General features: G+C 35.6%; 21 protein-coding genes and 1 pseudogene. 6 read left to right on the top strand and 16 right to left on the bottom strand.

The annotated features are described in order from the left end of the window. Positions 1–18: 18 nt before the first annotated feature. Positions 19–657 (bottom strand): nitroreductase family protein, encoded by a 639-nt coding sequence (locus AC0OM3_RS10290; RefSeq protein WP_474211671.1) that lies wholly within the window; start codon positions 655–657, stop codon positions 19–21. An 18-nt stretch (positions 658–675) separates the two neighbouring features. After that, positions 676–1,104 carry a MarR family winged helix-turn-helix transcriptional regulator gene (locus tag AC0OM3_RS10285; RefSeq protein ID WP_000204164.1) on the bottom strand — a complete coding sequence of 143 codons (429 nt, stop codon included), beginning with the start codon at positions 1,102–1,104 and terminating at the stop codon, positions 676–678. A gap of 265 nt (positions 1,105–1,369) precedes the next feature. On the opposite strand from AC0OM3_RS10285, the gene AC0OM3_RS10280 reads away from it, so the two are divergent. Further along, the gene (locus AC0OM3_RS10280; protein ID WP_474211669.1) at positions 1,370–3,313 is read left to right on the top strand and encodes a GTP-binding protein; all 1,944 of its coding nucleotides are present in this window, start codon (positions 1,370–1,372) and stop codon (positions 3,311–3,313) included. 45 nt (positions 3,314–3,358) lie between these two features. On the opposite strand, the gene AC0OM3_RS10275 is transcribed toward AC0OM3_RS10280, so the two are convergent. Both AC0OM3_RS10275 and AC0OM3_RS10270 read right to left on the bottom strand, forming a co-directional pair. Next, complete coding sequence (locus AC0OM3_RS10275) at positions 3,359–4,024, bottom strand: alpha/beta hydrolase (RefSeq protein ID WP_474211667.1); 666 nt, start codon at positions 4,022–4,024, stop codon at positions 3,359–3,361. After that, positions 4,025–4,492: an NUDIX hydrolase gene (locus AC0OM3_RS10270; protein ID WP_000366248.1), complete on the bottom strand. Its 468-nt coding sequence runs from the start codon at positions 4,490–4,492 to the stop codon at positions 4,025–4,027. 193 nt (positions 4,493–4,685) lie between these two features. Here AC0OM3_RS10270 and AC0OM3_RS10265 point away from each other — a divergent pair, with 193 nt between their 5' ends. After that, complete coding sequence (locus tag AC0OM3_RS10265) at positions 4,686–5,477, top strand: DUF4240 domain-containing protein (protein ID WP_474211664.1); 792 nt, start codon at positions 4,686–4,688, stop codon at positions 5,475–5,477. A gap of 59 nt (positions 5,478–5,536) precedes the next feature. On the opposite strand, the gene AC0OM3_RS10260 is transcribed toward AC0OM3_RS10265, so the two are convergent. The 5 genes from AC0OM3_RS10260 to AC0OM3_RS10240 form a co-directional block, all read right to left on the bottom strand. Continuing rightward, positions 5,537–6,574, bottom strand: coding sequence for an SDR family oxidoreductase (locus AC0OM3_RS10260; RefSeq protein WP_474211662.1), 1,038 nt, complete (start codon positions 6,572–6,574; stop codon positions 5,537–5,539). 100 nt (positions 6,575–6,674) lie between these two features. After that, a complete protein-coding gene (locus tag AC0OM3_RS10255; RefSeq protein WP_474211660.1) occupies positions 6,675–7,610 on the bottom strand; it encodes a serine hydrolase domain-containing protein in 936 nt (311 codons plus the stop codon). A 24-nt stretch (positions 7,611–7,634) separates the two neighbouring features. Next, positions 7,635–8,525: an AraC family transcriptional regulator gene (locus tag AC0OM3_RS10250; RefSeq protein ID WP_151522188.1), complete on the bottom strand. Its 891-nt coding sequence runs from the start codon at positions 8,523–8,525 to the stop codon at positions 7,635–7,637. Positions 8,526–8,573: 48 nt separating this feature from the next. After that, on the bottom strand, positions 8,574–9,044 hold the full coding sequence (locus AC0OM3_RS10245) for a GNAT family N-acetyltransferase (protein WP_044584591.1): 471 nt from the start codon (positions 9,042–9,044) through the stop codon (positions 8,574–8,576). A gap of 17 nt (positions 9,045–9,061) precedes the next feature. Further along, the gene (locus AC0OM3_RS10240) at positions 9,062–9,364 is read right to left on the bottom strand and encodes a DUF3980 domain-containing protein (RefSeq protein WP_080545888.1); all 303 of its coding nucleotides are present in this window, start codon (positions 9,362–9,364) and stop codon (positions 9,062–9,064) included. Between the two features lie 201 nt (positions 9,365–9,565). On the opposite strand from AC0OM3_RS10240, the gene AC0OM3_RS10235 reads away from it, so the two are divergent. Further along, a complete protein-coding gene (locus AC0OM3_RS10235; RefSeq protein WP_000624002.1) occupies positions 9,566–10,018 on the top strand; it encodes an NUDIX hydrolase in 453 nt (150 codons plus the stop codon). A 33-nt stretch (positions 10,019–10,051) separates the two neighbouring features. Here AC0OM3_RS10235 and AC0OM3_RS10230 read toward each other — a convergent pair whose 3' ends face one another. Beyond that, entirely contained in the window at positions 10,052–10,963 is a 912-nt protein-coding gene (locus AC0OM3_RS10230; protein WP_151522189.1) for a DMT family transporter, read from the bottom strand. A 124-nt stretch (positions 10,964–11,087) separates the two neighbouring features. Here AC0OM3_RS10230 and pdxR point away from each other — a divergent pair, with 124 nt between their 5' ends. Next, positions 11,088–12,530, top strand: coding sequence for a MocR-like pyridoxine biosynthesis transcription factor PdxR (pdxR, locus tag AC0OM3_RS10225; RefSeq protein ID WP_000454887.1), 1,443 nt, complete (start codon positions 11,088–11,090; stop codon positions 12,528–12,530). A gap of 230 nt (positions 12,531–12,760) precedes the next feature. Then, complete coding sequence (locus AC0OM3_RS10220) at positions 12,761–13,207, top strand: YaiI/YqxD family protein (RefSeq protein WP_000708785.1); 447 nt, start codon at positions 12,761–12,763, stop codon at positions 13,205–13,207. A 70-nt stretch (positions 13,208–13,277) separates the two neighbouring features. Here the strand turns inward: AC0OM3_RS10220 and AC0OM3_RS10215 are convergent, their stop codons facing one another. The 6 genes and pseudogenes from AC0OM3_RS10215 to AC0OM3_RS10190 form a co-directional block, all read right to left on the bottom strand. After that, positions 13,278–13,592 (bottom strand): DUF3892 domain-containing protein, encoded by a 315-nt coding sequence (locus tag AC0OM3_RS10215; RefSeq protein ID WP_474211653.1) that lies wholly within the window; start codon positions 13,590–13,592, stop codon positions 13,278–13,280. An 80-nt stretch (positions 13,593–13,672) separates the two neighbouring features. Further along, complete coding sequence (locus AC0OM3_RS10210; protein WP_151522191.1) at positions 13,673–14,497, bottom strand: DUF2785 domain-containing protein; 825 nt, start codon at positions 14,495–14,497, stop codon at positions 13,673–13,675. A gap of 103 nt (positions 14,498–14,600) precedes the next feature. After that, a pseudogene (locus AC0OM3_RS10205) lies at positions 14,601–15,104 on the bottom strand (P-loop NTPase fold protein); the annotation flags it as partial. Between the two features lie 173 nt (positions 15,105–15,277). Next, positions 15,278–16,021: a metallophosphoesterase family protein gene (locus AC0OM3_RS10200; RefSeq protein WP_061884331.1), complete on the bottom strand. Its 744-nt coding sequence runs from the start codon at positions 16,019–16,021 to the stop codon at positions 15,278–15,280. 13 nt (positions 16,022–16,034) lie between these two features. After that, the gene (locus tag AC0OM3_RS10195) at positions 16,035–16,973 is read right to left on the bottom strand and encodes an aminoglycoside phosphotransferase family protein (protein WP_000392072.1); all 939 of its coding nucleotides are present in this window, start codon (positions 16,971–16,973) and stop codon (positions 16,035–16,037) included. Between the two features lie 14 nt (positions 16,974–16,987). Continuing rightward, positions 16,988–17,785: a VOC family protein gene (locus tag AC0OM3_RS10190; protein WP_474211650.1), complete on the bottom strand. Its 798-nt coding sequence runs from the start codon at positions 17,783–17,785 to the stop codon at positions 16,988–16,990. A gap of 98 nt (positions 17,786–17,883) precedes the next feature. Between AC0OM3_RS10190 and AC0OM3_RS10185 the strand changes: the two genes are divergently transcribed. Beyond that, positions 17,884–18,894, top strand: a complete 1,011-nt coding sequence (locus AC0OM3_RS10185; RefSeq protein ID WP_474211647.1) for a sulfite exporter TauE/SafE family protein — start codon at positions 17,884–17,886, stop codon at positions 18,892–18,894. The last annotated feature ends 2 nt before the right edge of the window (positions 18,895–18,896 follow it).

The raw sequence follows: 18,896 nt of genomic DNA, 5'->3' as shown, positions 1-18,896 counted from the left end.
ATTTCTGTATTTATAAAATTACTTCCACTCAGCAACTTTTTCAATTGGAAGACGAACTGATTGGTAACCACTGTCAGCAGCTTTTCCGATTGAGATTAACATAACTGGTACGTGACGTTCTTTATCTAATCCGAAAGCTTGTGCGATTTGGTCTTTTTCAAATCCGCCAATTGGGCAAGTGTCATAACCGTGAGCACGAGCTGCTAGCATAAATTGCATTGCTACAAGACCACCGTCAATTAATACCGTATCTTTCATTACTTCTGGTGTAACCATTGAGAAGTAAGCTGAAAGTTTTTTCATTTGGTCTTCTTTTACTTCTGCTGGCATTAAACCACGCTCTACTGCTGTACCGTAAATTTCTTCTGCGTTATCAAAGTTGTTTAAATCACCAAATAAAGCAATCATTGCTGAAGATGTTTCTACTTGAGATTGATTGAATTTCGCAAGTGGCGCAAGTGTTGCTTTCGCTTCATCACTTTCAATCACTACGAATCTCCATGGTTGCATGTTTACTGAAGATGGTGCAAGTGTTGCTTCTGTAAGAATTTCTGTCATTTCTTCTTTGCTAATTTTCACTGAAGGGTCGTACTTACGAATTGAACGACGTCCTGTTAAAATTTCGTTAAAATCATTTGTTTTTACTGAGTTAGTCATAGTTGTATTCTCCCTTTTTTATAATTCTTTTATATTTTCTTGAATGTGATTTAACATATTTAAAAGATTATCGCGTTCTTCCTCACTTAATCCTTTAAATGCAGATGCTGCAAAACGTTCTTTTTCCTCTTGAAACGCTTGAATTTTATTTCGTCCCTCTTCAGTAAGAGAAACTAACGTAATTCTGTTATCTTCTGGATTTTTACGTCTTACAATCATTTCATTGGCCTCAAGCTGCTTTAAATGCCTTGTTATCGCAGCATTATCAATATTCACTTCTTGCTGAAGTGCTTTTTGACTAATTTCACCTACTTCAAATAATTGAAGTATAAGCTCTAATCGAGACTGGCTCATACCCGTACACCCTTCAAATTTCGAACTTACTTCTTTATTTAGAAAGTGTAATTTATATAAAATAATCGCTTCTTTTGAGCATGAACTTGTCAAATTAACCCTCCTTTACAATCAAAATAAAAACATTTGATGTATCAATAGTTGATATATCAATTAATATAATCTATATCGATTTAGAATGCAAGCATTTTGTTTTTATTTTATTTTTTCCAAATTAAGGCGCTTTGTAGCGTTACAAATAATGTTAATTGCACTATAATAATACTAATTTAAAGAACTGGAGAGTGATTGATAATGCGGCAATACACAAATAGAAATGAGGAATTGAAAATGGAAAATGAAGTGAGGATATTCACAAATGACAACAATAAATATAGGGATTGTTGCGCACGTAGACGCTGGCAAGACGAGTTTGACTGAGCGTATTCTTTATGAAACGAATGTGATTAAAGAAATTGGCCGAGTTGATAGTGGTAATACACAAACTGACTCAATGGAATTAGAAAGACAACGCGGAATTACGATTAAAGCATCTGTCGTTTCTTTCTTTATTGATGATGTAAAAGTAAATGTCATTGATACACCTGGACACGCTGATTTTATCGCTGAAGTGGAGCGATCATTCCGCGTTCTAGACGGTGCGATTTTAGTTATCTCTGCCGTTGAAGGTGTACAAGCACAAACAAAAGTTTTAATGCGAACATTACAGAAACTAAACATACCGACTATTTTATTCGTTAATAAAATTGATCGTAGTGGCGCAAACACTGAAAAAGTTATGAAACAAATAAAAGAGGTTCTTTCAAATGAAGCATTCCCCTTCTACTCTGTTCTAAACGAAGGAACGAAAGAAGCCCGGATCATTGAATACAAATCATATGACGATTGTATGGAACTGTTAGCACCATATAATGAATCGTTACTTGCGTCATATGTAAATGATGAAATCGTACCGGACGTATTATTAAGAGAAGAACTCGAAAAACAAATACAGCAAGCAAGTGTGTACCCAATCTTTTTCGGTTCAGCCATGACAGGTATAGGTGTAACTGAACTGCTCGAAAATATTTCAACCTTATTTCCAGCTAATAAGTCGGCAGAAAACGAAACATTATCCGGTGTTGTGTTTAAAATTGAACGTGAACCTTCTGGAGAAAAGATTGCTTATGTAAGAGTTTTTTCTGGTCGTTTACACGTAAGAAAATATGTTGATATACAGCGCGGAGACGTTCTGGGGCATAAAGAAAAGGTTAAGAAAATATGTCTATTTCATAACGGGAATGTTGTTCAAGCTTCTATCGTTCCTAGCGGAGAATTTTGCAAAGTGTGGGGACTGAATGATATTAAAATTGGTGATATTATTGGTGAACGTACGGATTATATAAAAGATATTCACTTTGCCGAACCACAAATGGAAGCTTCCATTGATGCAGTATCAAAAGAAAGAATTCATGATTTATACGCTGCACTTATGGAGCTATGTGAAGAAGATCCACTTATTAAAGTGTGGAAAGATGATGTTCATAATGAACTATATATTCGCCTTTTCGGTGAAGTACAGAAAGAAGTAATTGAAACGACTCTTTTTGAAAAATATAATTTGCAGGTTACTTTTTCAAATACGCGAGTTGTATGTATTGAAAAGCCAATTGGCATTGGGCATTCCGTTGAAGTCATGGGTGAAAAAGCCAATCCATTTTACGCAACAGTCGGATTCAAAGTTGAACGTGGTGAACTTAATTGCGGCATAACATATAAATTAGGTGTTGAGCTCGGCTCACTACCTTTAGCATTCCATAAAGCGATTGAAGATACGGTATTTCAAACGTTAAAACAAGGATTATATGGATGGGAAGTTACAGATATTATCGTCACGTTAACACATACTGGTTATGCTAGTCCTGTTACAACAGCGAGTGACTTTAGAAATTTAACACCGATCGTATTAATGGATGCTTTAAAGCAAGCTGAAACACATGTATATGAACCAATAAACGAGTTTGAATTAACTGTACCGGAGCACGCAATTAGTACCGCGATGTATAAGCTCGCTGCCGTTCCAGCAACTTTTAGAGAGCCTATATTGAATAATAACTCTTACCAGTTAACAGGATCATTACCTGTTGCAAAAACAGAGAATTTTAAACGAATGCTACATTCATTTACAGAAGGAGACGGCATATTTACAACGAAGCCAGCTGGTTTCACAAAGCTTATGGCTCCCTTCCCTACTCGAAAACGTGTTGATTATAATCCGCTGAACCGTAAGGATTATTTACTTCATGTTTTGAAGGCTTATTAAAGTAAAAGAGGTGCAATTCGCACCTCTTTTGCATGTATTAATAGGTTAGTTTGTCCTAACAACTTCTTTAAGTTCTCCTATTATTTTCGCTATAGCCTCAATTGAATTTTCCGTTTCATATCCCCCAACATTTACAGAATGATTTGCATTTTTGACAACTTCAATCTGTAAATTCGTTTTATATAACTGATCAATTTGATCTGCATTGTATTGGTGATCTTTATCCCCAATAACTAAAAAACCTTCGTGTCGACTATGTAAGATAGAATCAAAAATTGTATCAAACGTCAGTAAAGGTGTAAGTAGTATCATTTTTGACTGCGCGAATTCTTCTCTCTTCATTAAATCATTTGCAATCGGAATTGTTCCGAGTGACTTCCCTAAAAACATAGTCTCGTTGTATTGCTCATCTTTTAATACTTCATTTATTACAGGATTAATATCATCCATCATTACTTTCGTTACTTCTTCCATTGTTTTATTCATTACTTGTTCGTCATAAGAATAATGAATATGTACTACATCTATTTTATTTTCGAGCATAAGCATCGTCGCATAATAAAATAACAGTTTATCGTAATTGTATCCTGAACCGGGGAACATAAAGCAAATCCTACTAGAACCTTTTTCGATATGTGTGTAACGAATTACTTTATCATCTATATGTATTTCTTTTTTAGTCCCCTTCACCCTTTTCCCCTCCGAATACATTTAATTTTGTAAAACGATATGTTCTGTATGAACTGCTATATCCTTTACTTTCTCTTTTATAAATGCAGGCTGTAAATTATATGCATGTAACTCTTCTACCGGCACCCACTTAAAGAAATACGTTCTACCTTCTTCTTCCAAAATATATTGATCCGCTCCATTTGCAGGTAACTCATGTAGCTCTACTTCATAATAAAAACTAATTTCATGAAACTTTCGCTCAGAAAGTGTAAAGAAATTTTCTACTGACCATATTAATCTTTTCCCTTTCATAGGAACACCTAATTCTTCTGCAAGTTCTCGTTTTAACGTATCTTCACTATTTTCTAGCATTTTCACTCTTCCGCCTGGTACATACCAATAATCTTCCCCTTTGTTTTGAAGAATAAGTATTTTATTATCCTGTTTACAAATTGCTCCAACGCGGTAATTAAAACATGTTTCCTCTACTTTAAACGTAAGATCCATCCGTAATGCCCCCTCATATAAATATCGAATTATTACAAAACAATTATGTAATTACTGTACAAATAAGGTTACTAAATTTATTCACTTCATTCAATCATTTTCGAATTTTCTAAACTCTTATTTTTCATCATTACAAGTGTATATACATATGTTACAATCACATTGCACACTAGAAAACATTATGGGGGTACGGATGGAAACGTTATTAATCCAGCAAACTGAGAAATCAAATAAGTTTTGGAAAATCGTTGTGAAAGAAAAGGACTATGTTGTGTTTTACGGAAAAATTGGCACAGCTGGCAGTGTGAAAGCGAAAGAGTTTGAAACAGAAGAAGAATGTATGAAAGAAGCTAATAAACTAGTTGCTTCCAAACGTAAAAAAGGATATACAGACCCGTTGCCTGGGGAAGATTACATAAAAGAAAAAACGATAACCGAAGAAGAATTTTGGGAACTACTTCATCATGCAAAAACGAAAGGTGAGGACCAAGAAGAACAAATAGAATGGCTTACTTCTCACCTTGCTAAACGTACAGTACATGAAATTGTAGCATTTGATACGCATATGCATCGTCTTTTGAAAGACTCCTATACCTCCCGTTTATGGGCAGCAGCCTATATTATTATGGGTGGCTGTTCAGATGATACTTTCGATTACTTCCGCGGATGGTTATTATATCAAGGAAAAGAGACATACGAAGCTTGTATTGAAGATCCAGAACGATTAATTCCTGTATTAGAAAACTTGAGTGAGTATGACGTCCCAGAGATTGAAGAACTTTCTTTATATTTCGGTTTCACTGTATATGCAGAAAAAACTGGTGACGAAGATGATACTTACTTTACACTTTACCATGTCTTATCTAATGAAGAATTCGACGATGTAGATTTTGAATTTGACTGGAATGAAGACGATGAAGAAGGTTTAAAAAAGATGTTTCCTAAGCTATGGGAGATGTATGGGGAAGAACCGATTGAGTGGTAGATTCATATTAGGACTCTGTTTAAGCAATAAACAGAGTCCTTTTTTCACAAGATTCTTATTTAAACTCTCTTTATTTCATACCACTTATCCAATAACATCTTTTCTCTTTCCCTTGAAATACCTGCTTTTAATTCCCATTCGTCCACACTCTTCATCCACTCATACACATCTGTAACTGTATGTTCTAACCTTCTAAAAGTAAGTCCTTCTTTAACAGCACTTTCAATACTAATTGAAAACCCACCTTTCCACGGCTTCGTCTCACCTTCTAATGAAAAAGTTTCTGGAAGCCATAGTGGCATCTCTGTCCAAGGCTGTACTTTATGTTCATTCATAAACGATTCCTCTATCCAAACGAATTCAGCATCACTATTCGTAACTTTTTTACACGTATTTAATAGCTCTTCCATCGTCAAATCATAATTTGGACCTGTTACATTGAATGTACCTACATTTTTATTTTCTGCCATGTTTAGTCCCCAGTTTGCGACGTCTTTTATATCAACTATCTGCACTGGACGGTCTTTTCTTCCTGGAACTAACACTTTACCTCCTTTTGTTACACGCCCGATCCAGTATGGAAGTCGATCTGTATAATCGAACATTCCTGAAAGAAGTCCTGCTCTTACGTGTAAAACACGCCCTGGCCAATATTTCTCTGCTTCTTTTTCACATAATACTTTTAGTGCACCATAATGCTCATAATGAGATATTTCACCATTCTCTACAGCCTTTATTTGCTCTTCCGTCGGTTCAGGTTGTAATATATAGTCTTCTTTTATGTCATGCGGAATCCAATCTTTATATACGGAAAGGCTTGAGATGAATATATAGTGTTCAATATTATCTTTAAGCACTTCTCCAACATTCCTAATATGATGTGGAGAAAATCCACATGTGTCTATGACAACATCCCACGTTCGATTTTTTAAACTTGATACATCGTTATTTCTGTCACCGGTTAACTGCTCCACATTAGAAAAAATTTCTTTGTTTGTTCCTCGGTTAAATAACGTAATTTCATGCCCTCTCTGTAAAGCCTCATCTACAAATGCTCTTCCTAAAAATCGTGTACCGCCTAGAATTAGAATTTTCATGGTTCTCCCCCATTCGTGATTAATAACCCTTCCTAATGTTTAACGATTTTTTATTGAGGAAAGTTACGGGGAGCGTTTAAATTTTTCTACAAGTTCACCATTACTCTTTTAAAAGTATATACTCTTTGATTAATCTCCATCTATCCTTTGTTTCTGGCACAATTTCAGAAGCCATCACCACCACCAATTCCTTCTCTGGAATACAACAAATCATATTCCCACCATCACCCATTGCACAATACGAATAGACACCCTCTTCTTCTCGTAACCACCATAAGTAACCATATTGATTTGAATTCATCGCTATTGATTCTTTTATCCATGATTTTGATAGTATTTGTTTTCCATTATGAATACCTTCATTCAAATACATCTGTCCAAACTTAGCCATATCCCTAACCGTTAACGTTAGTCCCCAGCCGCCCGCCGAAATACCATTTGGATCGTGAACCCATCCTTTCACATCTTTTCCGAATAAGTCATCAAATCCAAATGCTTTCATATTATAGTTTGGAATTTCTCTCATGCCGAGTGGCTGAAATAAGTATTCATTCGCAAATTCACGCGCATTTTTTCCTATTGCGTTCGTTATGATCGCTGATAGTATATGAGCTCCTGCAGATGAATATTTAAAAGATCCAATTTCTCCGCCGTTTCCTATCCTATTTAACGTATATTGTATCCAATCTTGTTGTGTACATAGTTCTTCTAACGGTTCCTGCCAGTCTACGAATGGATGTGGAGCTGTCATCGTTAGAAGATGGCTTACTGTTACTTCAGATGAATTAACGTTATATTCCGGGAAAAATTCTATTACTCTTTGATCAACGCTTTTTATATAGCCCTTATCTATACATATCCCAATTAGCGCAGAGATTATCGTTTTTGTGACTGATGCTATATGAAATGCATCAGTTGGACCGTGACCGTTATAATATTTTTCAAAAATAACATTACCTCTCTGCACTACTAACATACCATTAATATTTTTGCACTCTTCTTTTATAATTTGATCTAACTTTTCAGCAGTTTTCATTAATCATTCCCCTTTAATCCATGATTAAAAAGGTTCGATAGGTACATATATATCAACTATATGTTTATTTTCCGGGTGCTGCCTTGGGTCATTTTTATACATTTCAAAAGGATATGAATCTCTCGGCTTACATCCGCTATTGGGAAGCCACTCACCGTATAAGAAATCCCATGCTCCTTTATATTCATCTTGGAATATTTCAAAATGACCTACCGCATACTTTCCAGAAGGTATAACCATTATTCCAATGTCGCTCGTTTCTACTGCGGACTCATTCGGAATTGTTATACATAAACTAGTTCTTAAATGATTGCCCTCAGTAAATTCATGATGATCGTGGTAAATGGTTAATACTTTCGTATCCTCAAATACATGATAGTTTTTCTTCGCCGCGTAACGAAATAATTTTTCTATCATTTCTGGAAAACCTATAGCTAACTCTTCATATGTACCTGTATGTCTTATGTATGCGACGTTTATATTATCCGCTGTTACAATTTCAACATTTCCTCGAACCTTCTTACATTCATTGTATTGAGGAATTCCCCTTACGTCTTTGCAATTCTTGCTATTGTCATTTCGATATTGAGACGGACTTACACCGTAACACTTTTTAAATGTACGAGAGAAAACTGCTGAATCGGTGAAACCAAAATGGTAAGCGATATCCGTAATCGTCATATCCGGGCGATATGTAAGAAGGTTTGTTGCCCTTTCTAACTTCAAGCGATTCACATACCGAGATAACGACTCGTCTACGATTCCTTTAAAAATCCGATGAAAATGAAACTTTGAAAATCCTGCTACATCTGCTAACTCTTCAATTGAAAGTGCATCATTTATGTTTGATTCTATATAATCTTGAACCTTATGTATGCGTCTTAAATACTCATTTCTACTTTGTTTACTCTCCATATTTCTAGCTCCTCACAACAAAAAGGCTAACTTTGCGCTAGCCTACTTTTACACATGTTTCAAAAATAAAACTCTACTCCCGCCATTCCCATCATAATTTGTATGTACCGATACACCCTCTACCTCATCATCCCCAGCCTCAATTCGAAAACCGATTTCTTGATGAAACTGTATCGACTTTTTATTAGTTGGTGACGTAATTGCTTTTACAACTTTACGATTATTTGCACGAGCGACATCAAAGAAATAAGAATACAATGTCGATGCGATTCCTCTTCTTCTATACTTCGGATTTACACCGATAAAATGAACGTATGCTTCATCTTTATATGTTTGTGAAAAAAATCCACATAAGAAACCTAACGTTTCTCCTTCTTCTTCAATGATAAAACTCGTTTCTTGAAAGTGAACGAAAAACAATTTTGGCAACATGGCAGCCATGTCTCTCCCGCCCCACCAATCATTTAAAACAGAATGAATCTTTACATAATCTTCCCCTTGGATGTTTCTTACTCGCATATGTTTCTCCCTCTCACTCACTTCATTTTTTCATAAATTTTAATGACTGTTTCTACTAATAGGATGAATACCCATATCCCGCAAAATACAAGAACTGACTGAAATATAGAACCTAGCATAACAATACTTATTAAACCTAATTCTGATCCTGAAATGGACATTTCATCAAACCCCAGGTTATGTATAAATGGACCAGTTGAAAAAGCCATTAAAATAGATCCTATTAAATAAATCACACTCATTATTTTTAATATTTTTATAGAAAGATACGAAGTTTGTTCTTGCTCCACTTGTGATAATTCGATTTCTCCGTTCTCAATTCCTTTTTGTAAACAGTCTTCACATAGAAATTATTCCTTAATTTTTTTACCACCGTGCATCGTACCTGTTCTTTCTTTACATCTTGAGCATTTTCGATTTATCATGTTGTTACCACTCCAATCTATTAAGATTATACTTATACAATTCTATTTTTACCTTAATATCCCTTTTATGTATTTTATAGAGAAAGGTCGTGTTTTATGATTTCAAAACTCACGTTTGGCTCGAAAAAACGTACCGTTCATTATGTATTAAGACCTAGTTGTTATGCGATTATTTTCCATTCATCTTCTTCAAAGATTGCTGTTATCCAAAAAGGAGACCGTTACTTTTTACCTGGTGGCGGTATGGAAGGTAATGAAACAAAAGAAGAATGTTTGCACCGTGAACTACTAGAGGAATTAGGATGGGCAATTAAAATTGATCAGTATGTCGGTAATGCGGCTCGATATTTTTATGCAGAAAAGGAAGATATATATTATTTAAACGATGGATTTTTTTATATTGCGAATATGGTGCAGAAACAAACTGAAAACTGTGAGGAGGATCATGTTCTAAGGTGGATGTCTCCATTGCATGCTATAAAGCTTCTCATACACGATCATCAAAAATGGGCCGTTGAACACGCGCTTTTATTACGAAATAAAAAATGATCTCCTTCTATATGAAAGAGATCATTTTTACTGTTAACTTACTTTTTTCAAATTGAGAGCAGGCTTTTTCATTCCGCCTTTTTTTACAACATATAAACCGATAAAGATAATAAGCCCGCCAACGAGTTGCATCATATTAACTTGCTCCCCAATTGTCACTGCCGCAAAGATAACTGCGAATAAAGGTACAAGATACATATAAACCATTACTTTTGTTGAGCCTATTTGACTAATACCGACATACCATATTGCTAGTCCGAAGATGGTCGCGAAGATGATTGAATATGCTAGTGATCCCCAGCTTGGCGTATCTACTGGCCATGTTAATGAATTTACGTTGAATAAACAGTATATAACTAGCGGTACAATTCCAATTAAAGTAGACCATGATGTGACTCTCATTGCGGAGTATTTTGTGATAAGAGGTTGCGCTAATATTGGATACCATCCCCACGCAATTGCTGCGACTAATCCAATTACATTTCCGAGCCACGCATACTCATAAGTAGCTCCTCCTGTATGTCCTGTTAATAAAACGAATGCTGCACCAATAAACGCTACTATTGAACCAATTTGTACTTTCATCGAAAAACGTTCTTGTTTGTGTAATACTGCTAATATCCCTGTAAAAATAGGTGACATCGCAATTAATAATGAGGCGTTCGTTGCTGAAGTATATTTCACAGATAGCATAAACATCGTTTGATACATTGCCGTACCAACGATGCCGACTGCTACTAATCGTAACCAATCTTTTCTTTCAATACGTAATGAACGTTCCATCATAAACGTAATAAGTAATAATACCGGAGATGCTACTAAAAATCGTAAACTATTAAATTGAATGGATGACATAAATGCCACGCCATACTTTCCAATTGTATAATTTGCTCCCCATACTAATGCAACTGATACTAGGAGCCATTCCATTTGCCATCGTTTCATCCGAATCTCCCCTTCCATATTTAGCATAGTAAAATTGGCTGGATATAACACCGTCCAATTGGCTGTTTTTTTACCCAGCCAATTTGTTATACTGAATATATATAAGAGATTCGGAGGCGTTTGTATGGAATGGAAGCTAGATAACGACAGTAAAATCCCCATTTATCAGCAAGTTGTTGACTTTATTGAAAAACGTATTACATATGGAGAACTTCCTCCAGGTAGCTTCCTCCCTTCCGAACGGAAATTAGCTACACAGTTAAATGTAAACCGAAGTACAGTAACGACTGCTTATAATGAACTACGTGCAATGGGAATTGTAGAAAGTACGACTGGTAAAGGTACACGTGTAAGTACACATATGTGGGGCGTTTCTCCAACATTAACGCCGAACTGGAGAAATTTCGTAGAAGGTGGTACGTTTTTACCAAACTTACCGTTACTTCGCCATATTCGGGCAGAAATACAACAAAATGAAAATATTATAGATTTCGCGAACGGAGAACTCGGTTGTAATCTTTATCCTCACGATCAACTACAAACGATTTTACGAGAACAACCGTTAACGCATTCATTAAGTTATGATCATCCGCAAGGCTATCTCCCGTTAAGACAAGCGGTCGTAAAATATATGAAAGAATATTTAAAAGTTGAGGCGACTGAACAATCCATTATGATTACATCCGGCGCCCAGCAAGCACTTCACCTTATCGTACAATGCTTATTAAATCCCGGTGATGCAGTCGCTTTTGAAAGTCCTTCACACTGTTATTCCTTACCGTTATTCCAATCAGCAGGTATTCGTATTTTCCCGTTACCTGTCGATGAACATGGTATTAATCCGGATGATGTACAGGAATTATATAGAAAGCACCGCATTAAAATGATTTTTTTAAATCCAAATTTCCAAAACCCTACGGGCACAATGCTTCATCCAAACCGTAGAAAAAAACTGTTATCACTTTGCGCAGATTTACGAATTGCGATCGTTGAAGATGATCCATCTAGTTTGCTGACACTAGAAAAGAAACAACCTTGTCCTACTTTAAAATCAATAGATGAAAATGGGACAGTCATTTATGTACATTCCTTATCTAAAATGATTGCACCAGGTTTACGAGTCGGCTGGCTTGTCGCCCCGCAGTCTGTAGTAGAAAGGTTATCCGACGCAAGACACCAAATGGAATTAGGTATGAGTATTTTCCCGCAGTGGCTTATGCAGCAATTTTTCGAAACTGTGCCATTTCACTCTCATATCGTACCGTTACGAAAACAATTAGCGGAAAAAAGAGACGTTATCGTTCGCGCCTTAAATGAGCAACTTCACGACAAAATCTCTTTTTCAAACCCGACCGGCGGTATATACATATGGGGAAAATTAAACGAACCGATAAACGAAAAACAACTCATTATGCAAAGTTTAAAACAAGAAATCGCCTTTATGCCGGGTAGTATTTTCGGCGCGAAAGATGGTTATATTCGTTTATCTTATGGAAAAGTGAATATTAATCAAATTGAGGAAGGGATTTCTCGTTTACGTGAGGCTATTTTGCTTTGTGAAAAATAATGTGAGATAAAGCCTTCTCGTTTGACAAAAGAAAAATCTACCATTATTATCAACACGAACCTAGTTACCCCGCATTAACGGGCAATAAAACTCCCAGCTCAAAATTTAGCTGTAACAAAGAAGTTAGGTGGGAGATTAACTGCCCGTAAATGCCCGATTGGTTCAACTAATAATCAGTGAAGGGTGAATCCCCCCACTGATTAAAGTTTCACTTTATAGGAGTGGTAAAAATGAAAATTTACGTTGATGCAGATGCTTGCCCTGTAAAAGATGTAATTATTTATGAGGCTACGAATGCAGAAATCCCTGTAACCCTCGTTACTAGCTTTTCTCATTATTCTAATGCAGAGCAGCCAAAAGGTGTCGAAACAATTTATGTTGATTCTGGAGCAGATGCTGCAGATTACCGAATTATGCAGTTAGCAAAAAAAGAAGATTTAATCGTAACACAAGATTACGGTCTTGCTTCGCTGGCTTTAGCAAAAGGCTGTATCGTTCTTCATCATAAAGGGTACAAGTATACGAATGATAACATTGAACAATTGTTACAAACACGATATTTAAGTGCAATGGTTCGAAAAAGTGGTAAACGTACAAAGGGACCGAAACCATTTACAGCAGAAGATAAAGAGAAATTTAGAGTGCTCTTTAAAAGTATGATTGCACTTCAGAAATAAACCTTCTATTTGTAGAGGAAGAAAAGAAGAGAATATCCAAATGAACATTCTCTTCTTGGGGTTTACCCGTTTAAAATGAAGGTAAATTATCTAAATTATTTTCTTTTATTCCATCCGGTTCACTACGTATAATATCTCTACCACGCTTATGAAATACGTCCACATGAGCTAACTTCCCTGATTTTGCTTCACTAAGAGCAGTCGTATAATCTAACTCTCTCCCGCTACTTGTTTTAAAAGCAATCAAATCACCTTCATCATTTTTACGAACAGCAACAATTTGTTCTGCTCCTGAAGTAACTTCCTGAGCTATTTCAAATTGAGCTTGCTCTTCCCCTTGATGTAAATAATCATTATATACTTTTTCAAAGTCTTTTTTGTCCATTAAACTCACCTCCAACACATTTTATTAGTATGGTTGGGAGGTGTTGGTTTTATGTACTTTTCTGTTAGAAAAACGAATTTTTAATACCTACGCAAACCCTTCAAAGTCTCCAATATATCATCTGTAAAGGCTGTACTACCCTCTGTCTCTAAAGCTCTGAAATATAAACTTCTTAAGAAAGCTCTAATATTTTGTACCAAAATATCATATTGAGGATGCGGGATGTCTTCAACAATTGCTATGCTATGTAGCCAATTGCTCCACTCTTCTTCAGTTAAAAGATTTTGGTTACGTAACGACATAATTGGTGCTACTAATCTCTCATCCTCAAAGTGAATGTATACGTAGTCATGTAAGCGTACCTTCTGACGAACAGCTGCAAGAATCGCATACGAAAATTCACGATTTTGGATTGTACGTGCTAACGCATCAAGCGCATCTGCTGCATGTGCAGTAGAGTGTGCCCAGCCTTTTCCTTCTACGTAACCTCTTACATCTTCTTCTAAATATACATATTCCAGCACTTGTTCTGCTACACTGTACAGTTGTTCTTCGGATAACAACGGTTCTCTTTCATGAACAGATAAAATAAGTGGTGGAATTAATACGGAGAATGCACGTTTAAATACAGAGTCTGTTCCCTTTTCACCAATTTTATAAAATAAATAATCAGGACTAATTACTTGTAGCATTAACCCTCGTAATTCTTTTTGTCTAAACACATCATTTGTAATCCATGTATGAAGCGTACTATAAATTAAATCATCACGTAATTCAGCATCAGTTGATCCGATATAATCTAGCATCCATTGCGCATATGGATATGCATCTACATCTTCTGGTACAGCATAATTGTTATTTTTAATTTGTAGTAGTTCTTCTTTTAGTTCTAGTACTTCATTCATTATATTTCTTGTCCCCTTTTTGCGTTTTTTATTGTCTTATCCCCTTTTATTTGTTTCATAAAATTAATTTAATTATAACAATAAACAAAAGGCTATACATATATTTCTGATTAGCACCACGTTTTCTCGCAATCTCAAAATTTGTATCTACAAAGATTTTGTAATCAAATAAATGCGCAACGTCTTTTTTCAATAGAAACGTTCCATCTACTATTAATATCATATTTTGCGTGGCCAATAGCGGCTCACTATGTACAGGCATATCCGTTATTAAGTTATGAGAAATCGTTTCATATTGTAAATTCCCGTTAGGTCCTAAAGGCATTAATAATCTTTCTTTGAAAGCTGTATAATCGTGTGCATCTTCATAATACCCCCTTGCAGATTCTTTTCCTTTTGCATAGCGAATCACTCTTGGATTATGAAAATCATCAATGCTGGCGCGTGTTACTGGTAATCCTCTTTTTTTTATTTCTTCCGCTAATTCGTTTACAAATGTTGTTTTTCCTGATGCTGTAATACCGCTTACTCCAACTCTTATTGGATGGGTTAAGTTTAGCTTTACAATATGATCTGCAATTTCTTTGATTCGTTGTTTTCGGTTCATGATATCTCCCTTTATAATTAGTTTACATAATATAATTATAGATAATAATTCATGTCACTATTTGTCGGTAAATCGATATCCTTTCTCGAATCGCTGATATCTCGAAAAAATCATTGATATATTTTAAGTTATGATAGATATATTTGAAAAATCGTTGATATATTATGATTGGCTTACTTTCCCTTAAACCCTCGATATAAAGCAGTCCGTAATTCTTGTTTGTATTCTTCAATTTCTGGCATTTCGAGTTCTTCTGCTAGTCTGATAGCTAATTCAATATCATACGGTACTCGTACAAGTTGAATAGAAAAGCTCGCTGCTTCTTTTTCATTGTAAGTTCCTTCAAATATTAAATAGGAAGCTTGTGTTATTTCAAGTGGGTTTCCTACGCTACCGGCATTACATAACGTTTTCCCTCTGAAATTTTGAACGAATGCTTGGTGAACGTCACCGTAACAAACGACATCTGGTTTTCTTTCCCCTTCTATATTTTCCGTCAGATCACTATTTTCGAACATACTAATACGTTCTTCTCTTGAAGCGTGTGGTTGAATTCTTTCATATAAACTTCTCGGTGAAGCGTGGAACATACGAATCAATTTGCCACTCATAAAAAATTCGATTGAAAATGGTAAGCTTCTTAAATAATCATTTTGTTCTTCCGATAATTGTTTTTGATGCCATTTTAACGCTTCAAATTCAGTCGGTTTTGTAATAAAATCATCCCAGTTACCCATTACAACTACTTCACATTCTTTACGAATGATTTCAATTACTTCGCTAGAATGAGGGCCTTTTCCGACTAAATCTCCAAGACAAATAATGCGTTCAATTCCTCTTAATTTAATATCTTTCAGTACAGAATCTAATGCCGGAATATTGCCGTGAATATCTGAAATTACTGCTATTTTATCCATATGAATCCCTCCATTACTTATAGTTTATTATATCCTCATGTTGTGATTGATACCATTTTGGAATATAGGATGAAAAATGATTATGATCTTCTAAAATTCTGTTCAATCTTTCTTTCATATCATCTACTAAATGGGGCATGCTTCGGTTTGTCCATACGATATCCGCTGGGAATGTCATTGCTGCATATAAGGAGTACAGTTTCCAAAAATGAAGTGACGGTTCTCCCCCGCAATAACCATGAACTTGTCCAACTGCAAATGGTTTACTTATTCTTGTAGTAAAAATCGCTACGTTATAGAAATCGTGTATTGGATCGCCAAAATCATATCCACCAAAATCGATAACGATAAACTCCTTATTATGAATCATACTATTTGCTGGATGGAAATCATCGTGTAAAAAGGTGATTGGACGATTTTTCAATAAATACTTATGATTTTCTACAAAGGTTAATATGGGCTTCAAATCGAGAAATTTCACCTCGTAACCTTCTAATGCTTCTATATATCTTTCATACTTATTCCATCGAACCGTTTCCCATTTATTACTTACACTTTCTTTTTCAATTGAATGAATCCTCTTTAATACTTCCCCTGCTTTTCTTCCTGCATAATACTGTTCTTCCACCGATAGCTTCCCTAAACCTTCTTCACCATTTACACCTTGGACCCATTCAAATACTTGAACACATTTATTTAATTCCTCAAGTTTTATGAAATGAATTAACTTCGGCGTTGGAATATGTAATAACTCTAATTGTTTCATATACGTATATTCTTCTTGTTTACGTTCAAAATGAACAGCATCACATACTTTTACAAAATATGTTACTGTGTTTTCTAACTCTATTTTATATTTCTCTTCATGTGAAAAACCTTTCGAAATAGCTGTACACTTTACAATACGAGGCCATTCTAGTTCTCTCTCTATCTCTCTAAGCATTTCTTCCACAACGTTCACCTCTATCAATATATGTACAAACTACCTAACACTTCATGCTCTCGTTTATTTTCACCTTTAAACTCCACTGCAAATGGATATTCGCCATGATTTTTTTTGTATTCTTGCACTAGACCTTCTCCAACCGGTTCACAAAACTGCACATGAATGTCACCAAACGATACACTTTGACACTCCGCATTCCATTCTTCATTTTTCACGACCGAGCTTGCAGTTAACTCCATTACTTCTTTCCATTTCTGCACCGTTTCTCGAACATTTTTCACCGCATAATGAACCGTTTCAATTTGTTGTACCTTGTTTTTATGTTCCGTGATTGTTCCAATGTTACGTAAATCTTTTCTTCTTTCTTCATCTGTTTCATTCCATTGTATAAAGAAAGGTAATTTCGGCCCGTTCTCTTCTTGCTTTACAAATAACATTTTCCATTCTAAAAGGCGACCATCTTTTCTCATACGTTTCCCTTCAAATGGTCCTTTTGTTTGTAAACCGTATTTACTAAACTTATCTGCTAATTCTTCAATGGCATCTGTTCGAATTGCGATTTGTAGCATCCCTTCGCCATCTTGTAATTTCACTACCGTTTCTTGTACTAACGGATTTTCTGCTTCTTTCGCTTTTTTTTCATGTTGAACTGCTAAAAATTCTATATATGATAAATCAAAATAACTTAAACTATTCCAAGTACCCCAATTCGTATGCTCTCCGCCTAATACAGTATGAAATCCAAGTTCCTGCATTTGTTTTGCTGCTTCCTCCGGTGTACCATGTACTGCGTGTACGAGATGATCAAATCGTAACATGTCTTTCTCCCCTTTCTTTCCATCCTTTTATTGTATATTTTATTTTTCTTTCATTCAATTCAAAAAACTTTAAAACCCAGTTGATTTATAAGATTAATATGTATTATAATGAAACAAATTTAATTATTGCTGATTGGAAAAACCAAAGGCACTTTTCTCATACGGGAAAAGTGCCTTTTTCATTTATTATTACAGGGGGATTTTTTATGCAGAAATTAATTGTCTTTGCTATTATTGGATTTTTCGCTCAATTAATCGATGGAGCGCTTGGAATGGCGTACGGGGTAACGTCTTCCTCTTTATTATTAATGTTTGGTATTGCACCAGCTGTCGCTTCCGCATCTGTTCATTTAGCTGAAGTCGTTACAACCGCGGCTTCTGGTGCATCTCATATCAAATTTGGAAATGTTGATAAATATACAGTTTCCAGGCTTACATTGCCAGGAGCAATTGGCGCATTTGTTGGGGCATGTTTTTTAAGCAATTTACCTGGTGATGTCATTAAACCGTACATTTCTGTATTTTTATTTACTTTAGGGGTTTATATTTTATTACGATTCATCATTCAAAAACAAATTGTTGCTTCAAAAAAACGTATGTCTGCAAAACAACTTGTGCCGCTTGGCTTATTCGCTGGATTCGTTGATTCAACTGGTGGTGGTGGCTGGGGTCCGATTACGACACCTGTACTTTTAGCAAGAGGAAATGAAGCGAGAAAAGTTATCGGATCTGTAGATACGAGTGAGTTTCCTGTTTCACTCGCTGCAACAATTGGCTTCTTCATCTCACTTGGCTGGGAACAAGTAAGCTGGGTTTGGGTATTTGCGTTAATGCTTGGCGGTATTGTCGCTGCACCAATTGCTGCATGGTTAGTTCGCATCGTTCCAGCACATTTACTTGGCGTATTAGTTGGCGGTCTTATTATCTTCACAAATATTCGTACACTGCTTACTACATTTAAAGTGGATCCAACTATTATTTCACTTTCTTACGTTGCAGTTGGTCTTGTCGTTATTATTTCTATTCTCATTGCTGTTCGAAATCATTCCAATCGGCCTAACGCATCAACGGCTGAGTATCCGAATGATCAGAAGCAAATGCTACCATAACT

The organism is Bacillus sp. FAU20, assembly GCF_056033865.1.
This window is presented reverse-complemented; position numbering and strand designations above follow the sequence as displayed.

Excerpts from the sequence above, each read along its gene's own strand:
- AC0OM3_RS10270 (WP_000366248.1), bottom strand. The coding sequence starts at position 4,492 with ATGGATCTTACGTTTAAAGTAGAGGAAACATGTTTTAATTACCGCGTT.
- AC0OM3_RS10265 (WP_474211664.1), top strand. The coding sequence starts at position 4,686 with ATGGAAACGTTATTAATCCAGCAAACTGAGAAATCAAATAAGTTTTGG.
- AC0OM3_RS10215 (WP_474211653.1), bottom strand. The coding sequence starts at position 13,592 with ATGGACAAAAAAGACTTTGAAAAAGTATATAATGATTATTTACATCAA.
- AC0OM3_RS10190 (WP_474211650.1), bottom strand. The coding sequence starts at position 17,785 with ATGTTACGATTTGATCATCTCGTACACGCAGTACATGGTACACCGGAG.
- AC0OM3_RS10220 (WP_000708785.1), top strand. The coding sequence starts at position 12,761 with ATGAAAATTTACGTTGATGCAGATGCTTGCCCTGTAAAAGATGTAATT.
- AC0OM3_RS10255 (WP_474211660.1), bottom strand. The coding sequence starts at position 7,610 with ATGAAAACTGCTGAAAAGTTAGATCAAATTATAAAAGAAGAGTGCAAA.
- AC0OM3_RS10290 (WP_474211671.1), bottom strand. The coding sequence starts at position 657 with ATGACTAACTCAGTAAAAACAAATGATTTTAACGAAATTTTAACAGGA.
- AC0OM3_RS10210 (WP_151522191.1), bottom strand. The coding sequence starts at position 14,497 with ATGAATGAAGTACTAGAACTAAAAGAAGAACTACTACAAATTAAAAAT.
- AC0OM3_RS10200 (WP_061884331.1), bottom strand. The coding sequence starts at position 16,021 with ATGGATAAAATAGCAGTAATTTCAGATATTCACGGCAATATTCCGGCA.
- AC0OM3_RS10245 (WP_044584591.1), bottom strand. The coding sequence starts at position 9,044 with ATGCGAGTAAGAAACATCCAAGGGGAAGATTATGTAAAGATTCATTCT.
- AC0OM3_RS10235 (WP_000624002.1), top strand. The coding sequence starts at position 9,566 with ATGATTTCAAAACTCACGTTTGGCTCGAAAAAACGTACCGTTCATTAT.
- AC0OM3_RS10280 (WP_474211669.1), top strand. The coding sequence starts at position 1,370 with ATGACAACAATAAATATAGGGATTGTTGCGCACGTAGACGCTGGCAAG.
- AC0OM3_RS10185 (WP_474211647.1), top strand. The coding sequence starts at position 17,884 with ATGTATTATAATGAAACAAATTTAATTATTGCTGATTGGAAAAACCAA.
- AC0OM3_RS10260 (WP_474211662.1), bottom strand. The coding sequence starts at position 6,574 with ATGAAAATTCTAATTCTAGGCGGTACACGATTTTTAGGAAGAGCATTT.
- AC0OM3_RS10230 (WP_151522189.1), bottom strand. The coding sequence starts at position 10,963 with ATGAAACGATGGCAAATGGAATGGCTCCTAGTATCAGTTGCATTAGTA.
- AC0OM3_RS10250 (WP_151522188.1), bottom strand. The coding sequence starts at position 8,525 with ATGGAGAGTAAACAAAGTAGAAATGAGTATTTAAGACGCATACATAAG.
- AC0OM3_RS10275 (WP_474211667.1), bottom strand. The coding sequence starts at position 4,024 with ATGTATTCGGAGGGGAAAAGGGTGAAGGGGACTAAAAAAGAAATACAT.
- pdxR (WP_000454887.1), top strand. The coding sequence starts at position 11,088 with ATGGAATGGAAGCTAGATAACGACAGTAAAATCCCCATTTATCAGCAA.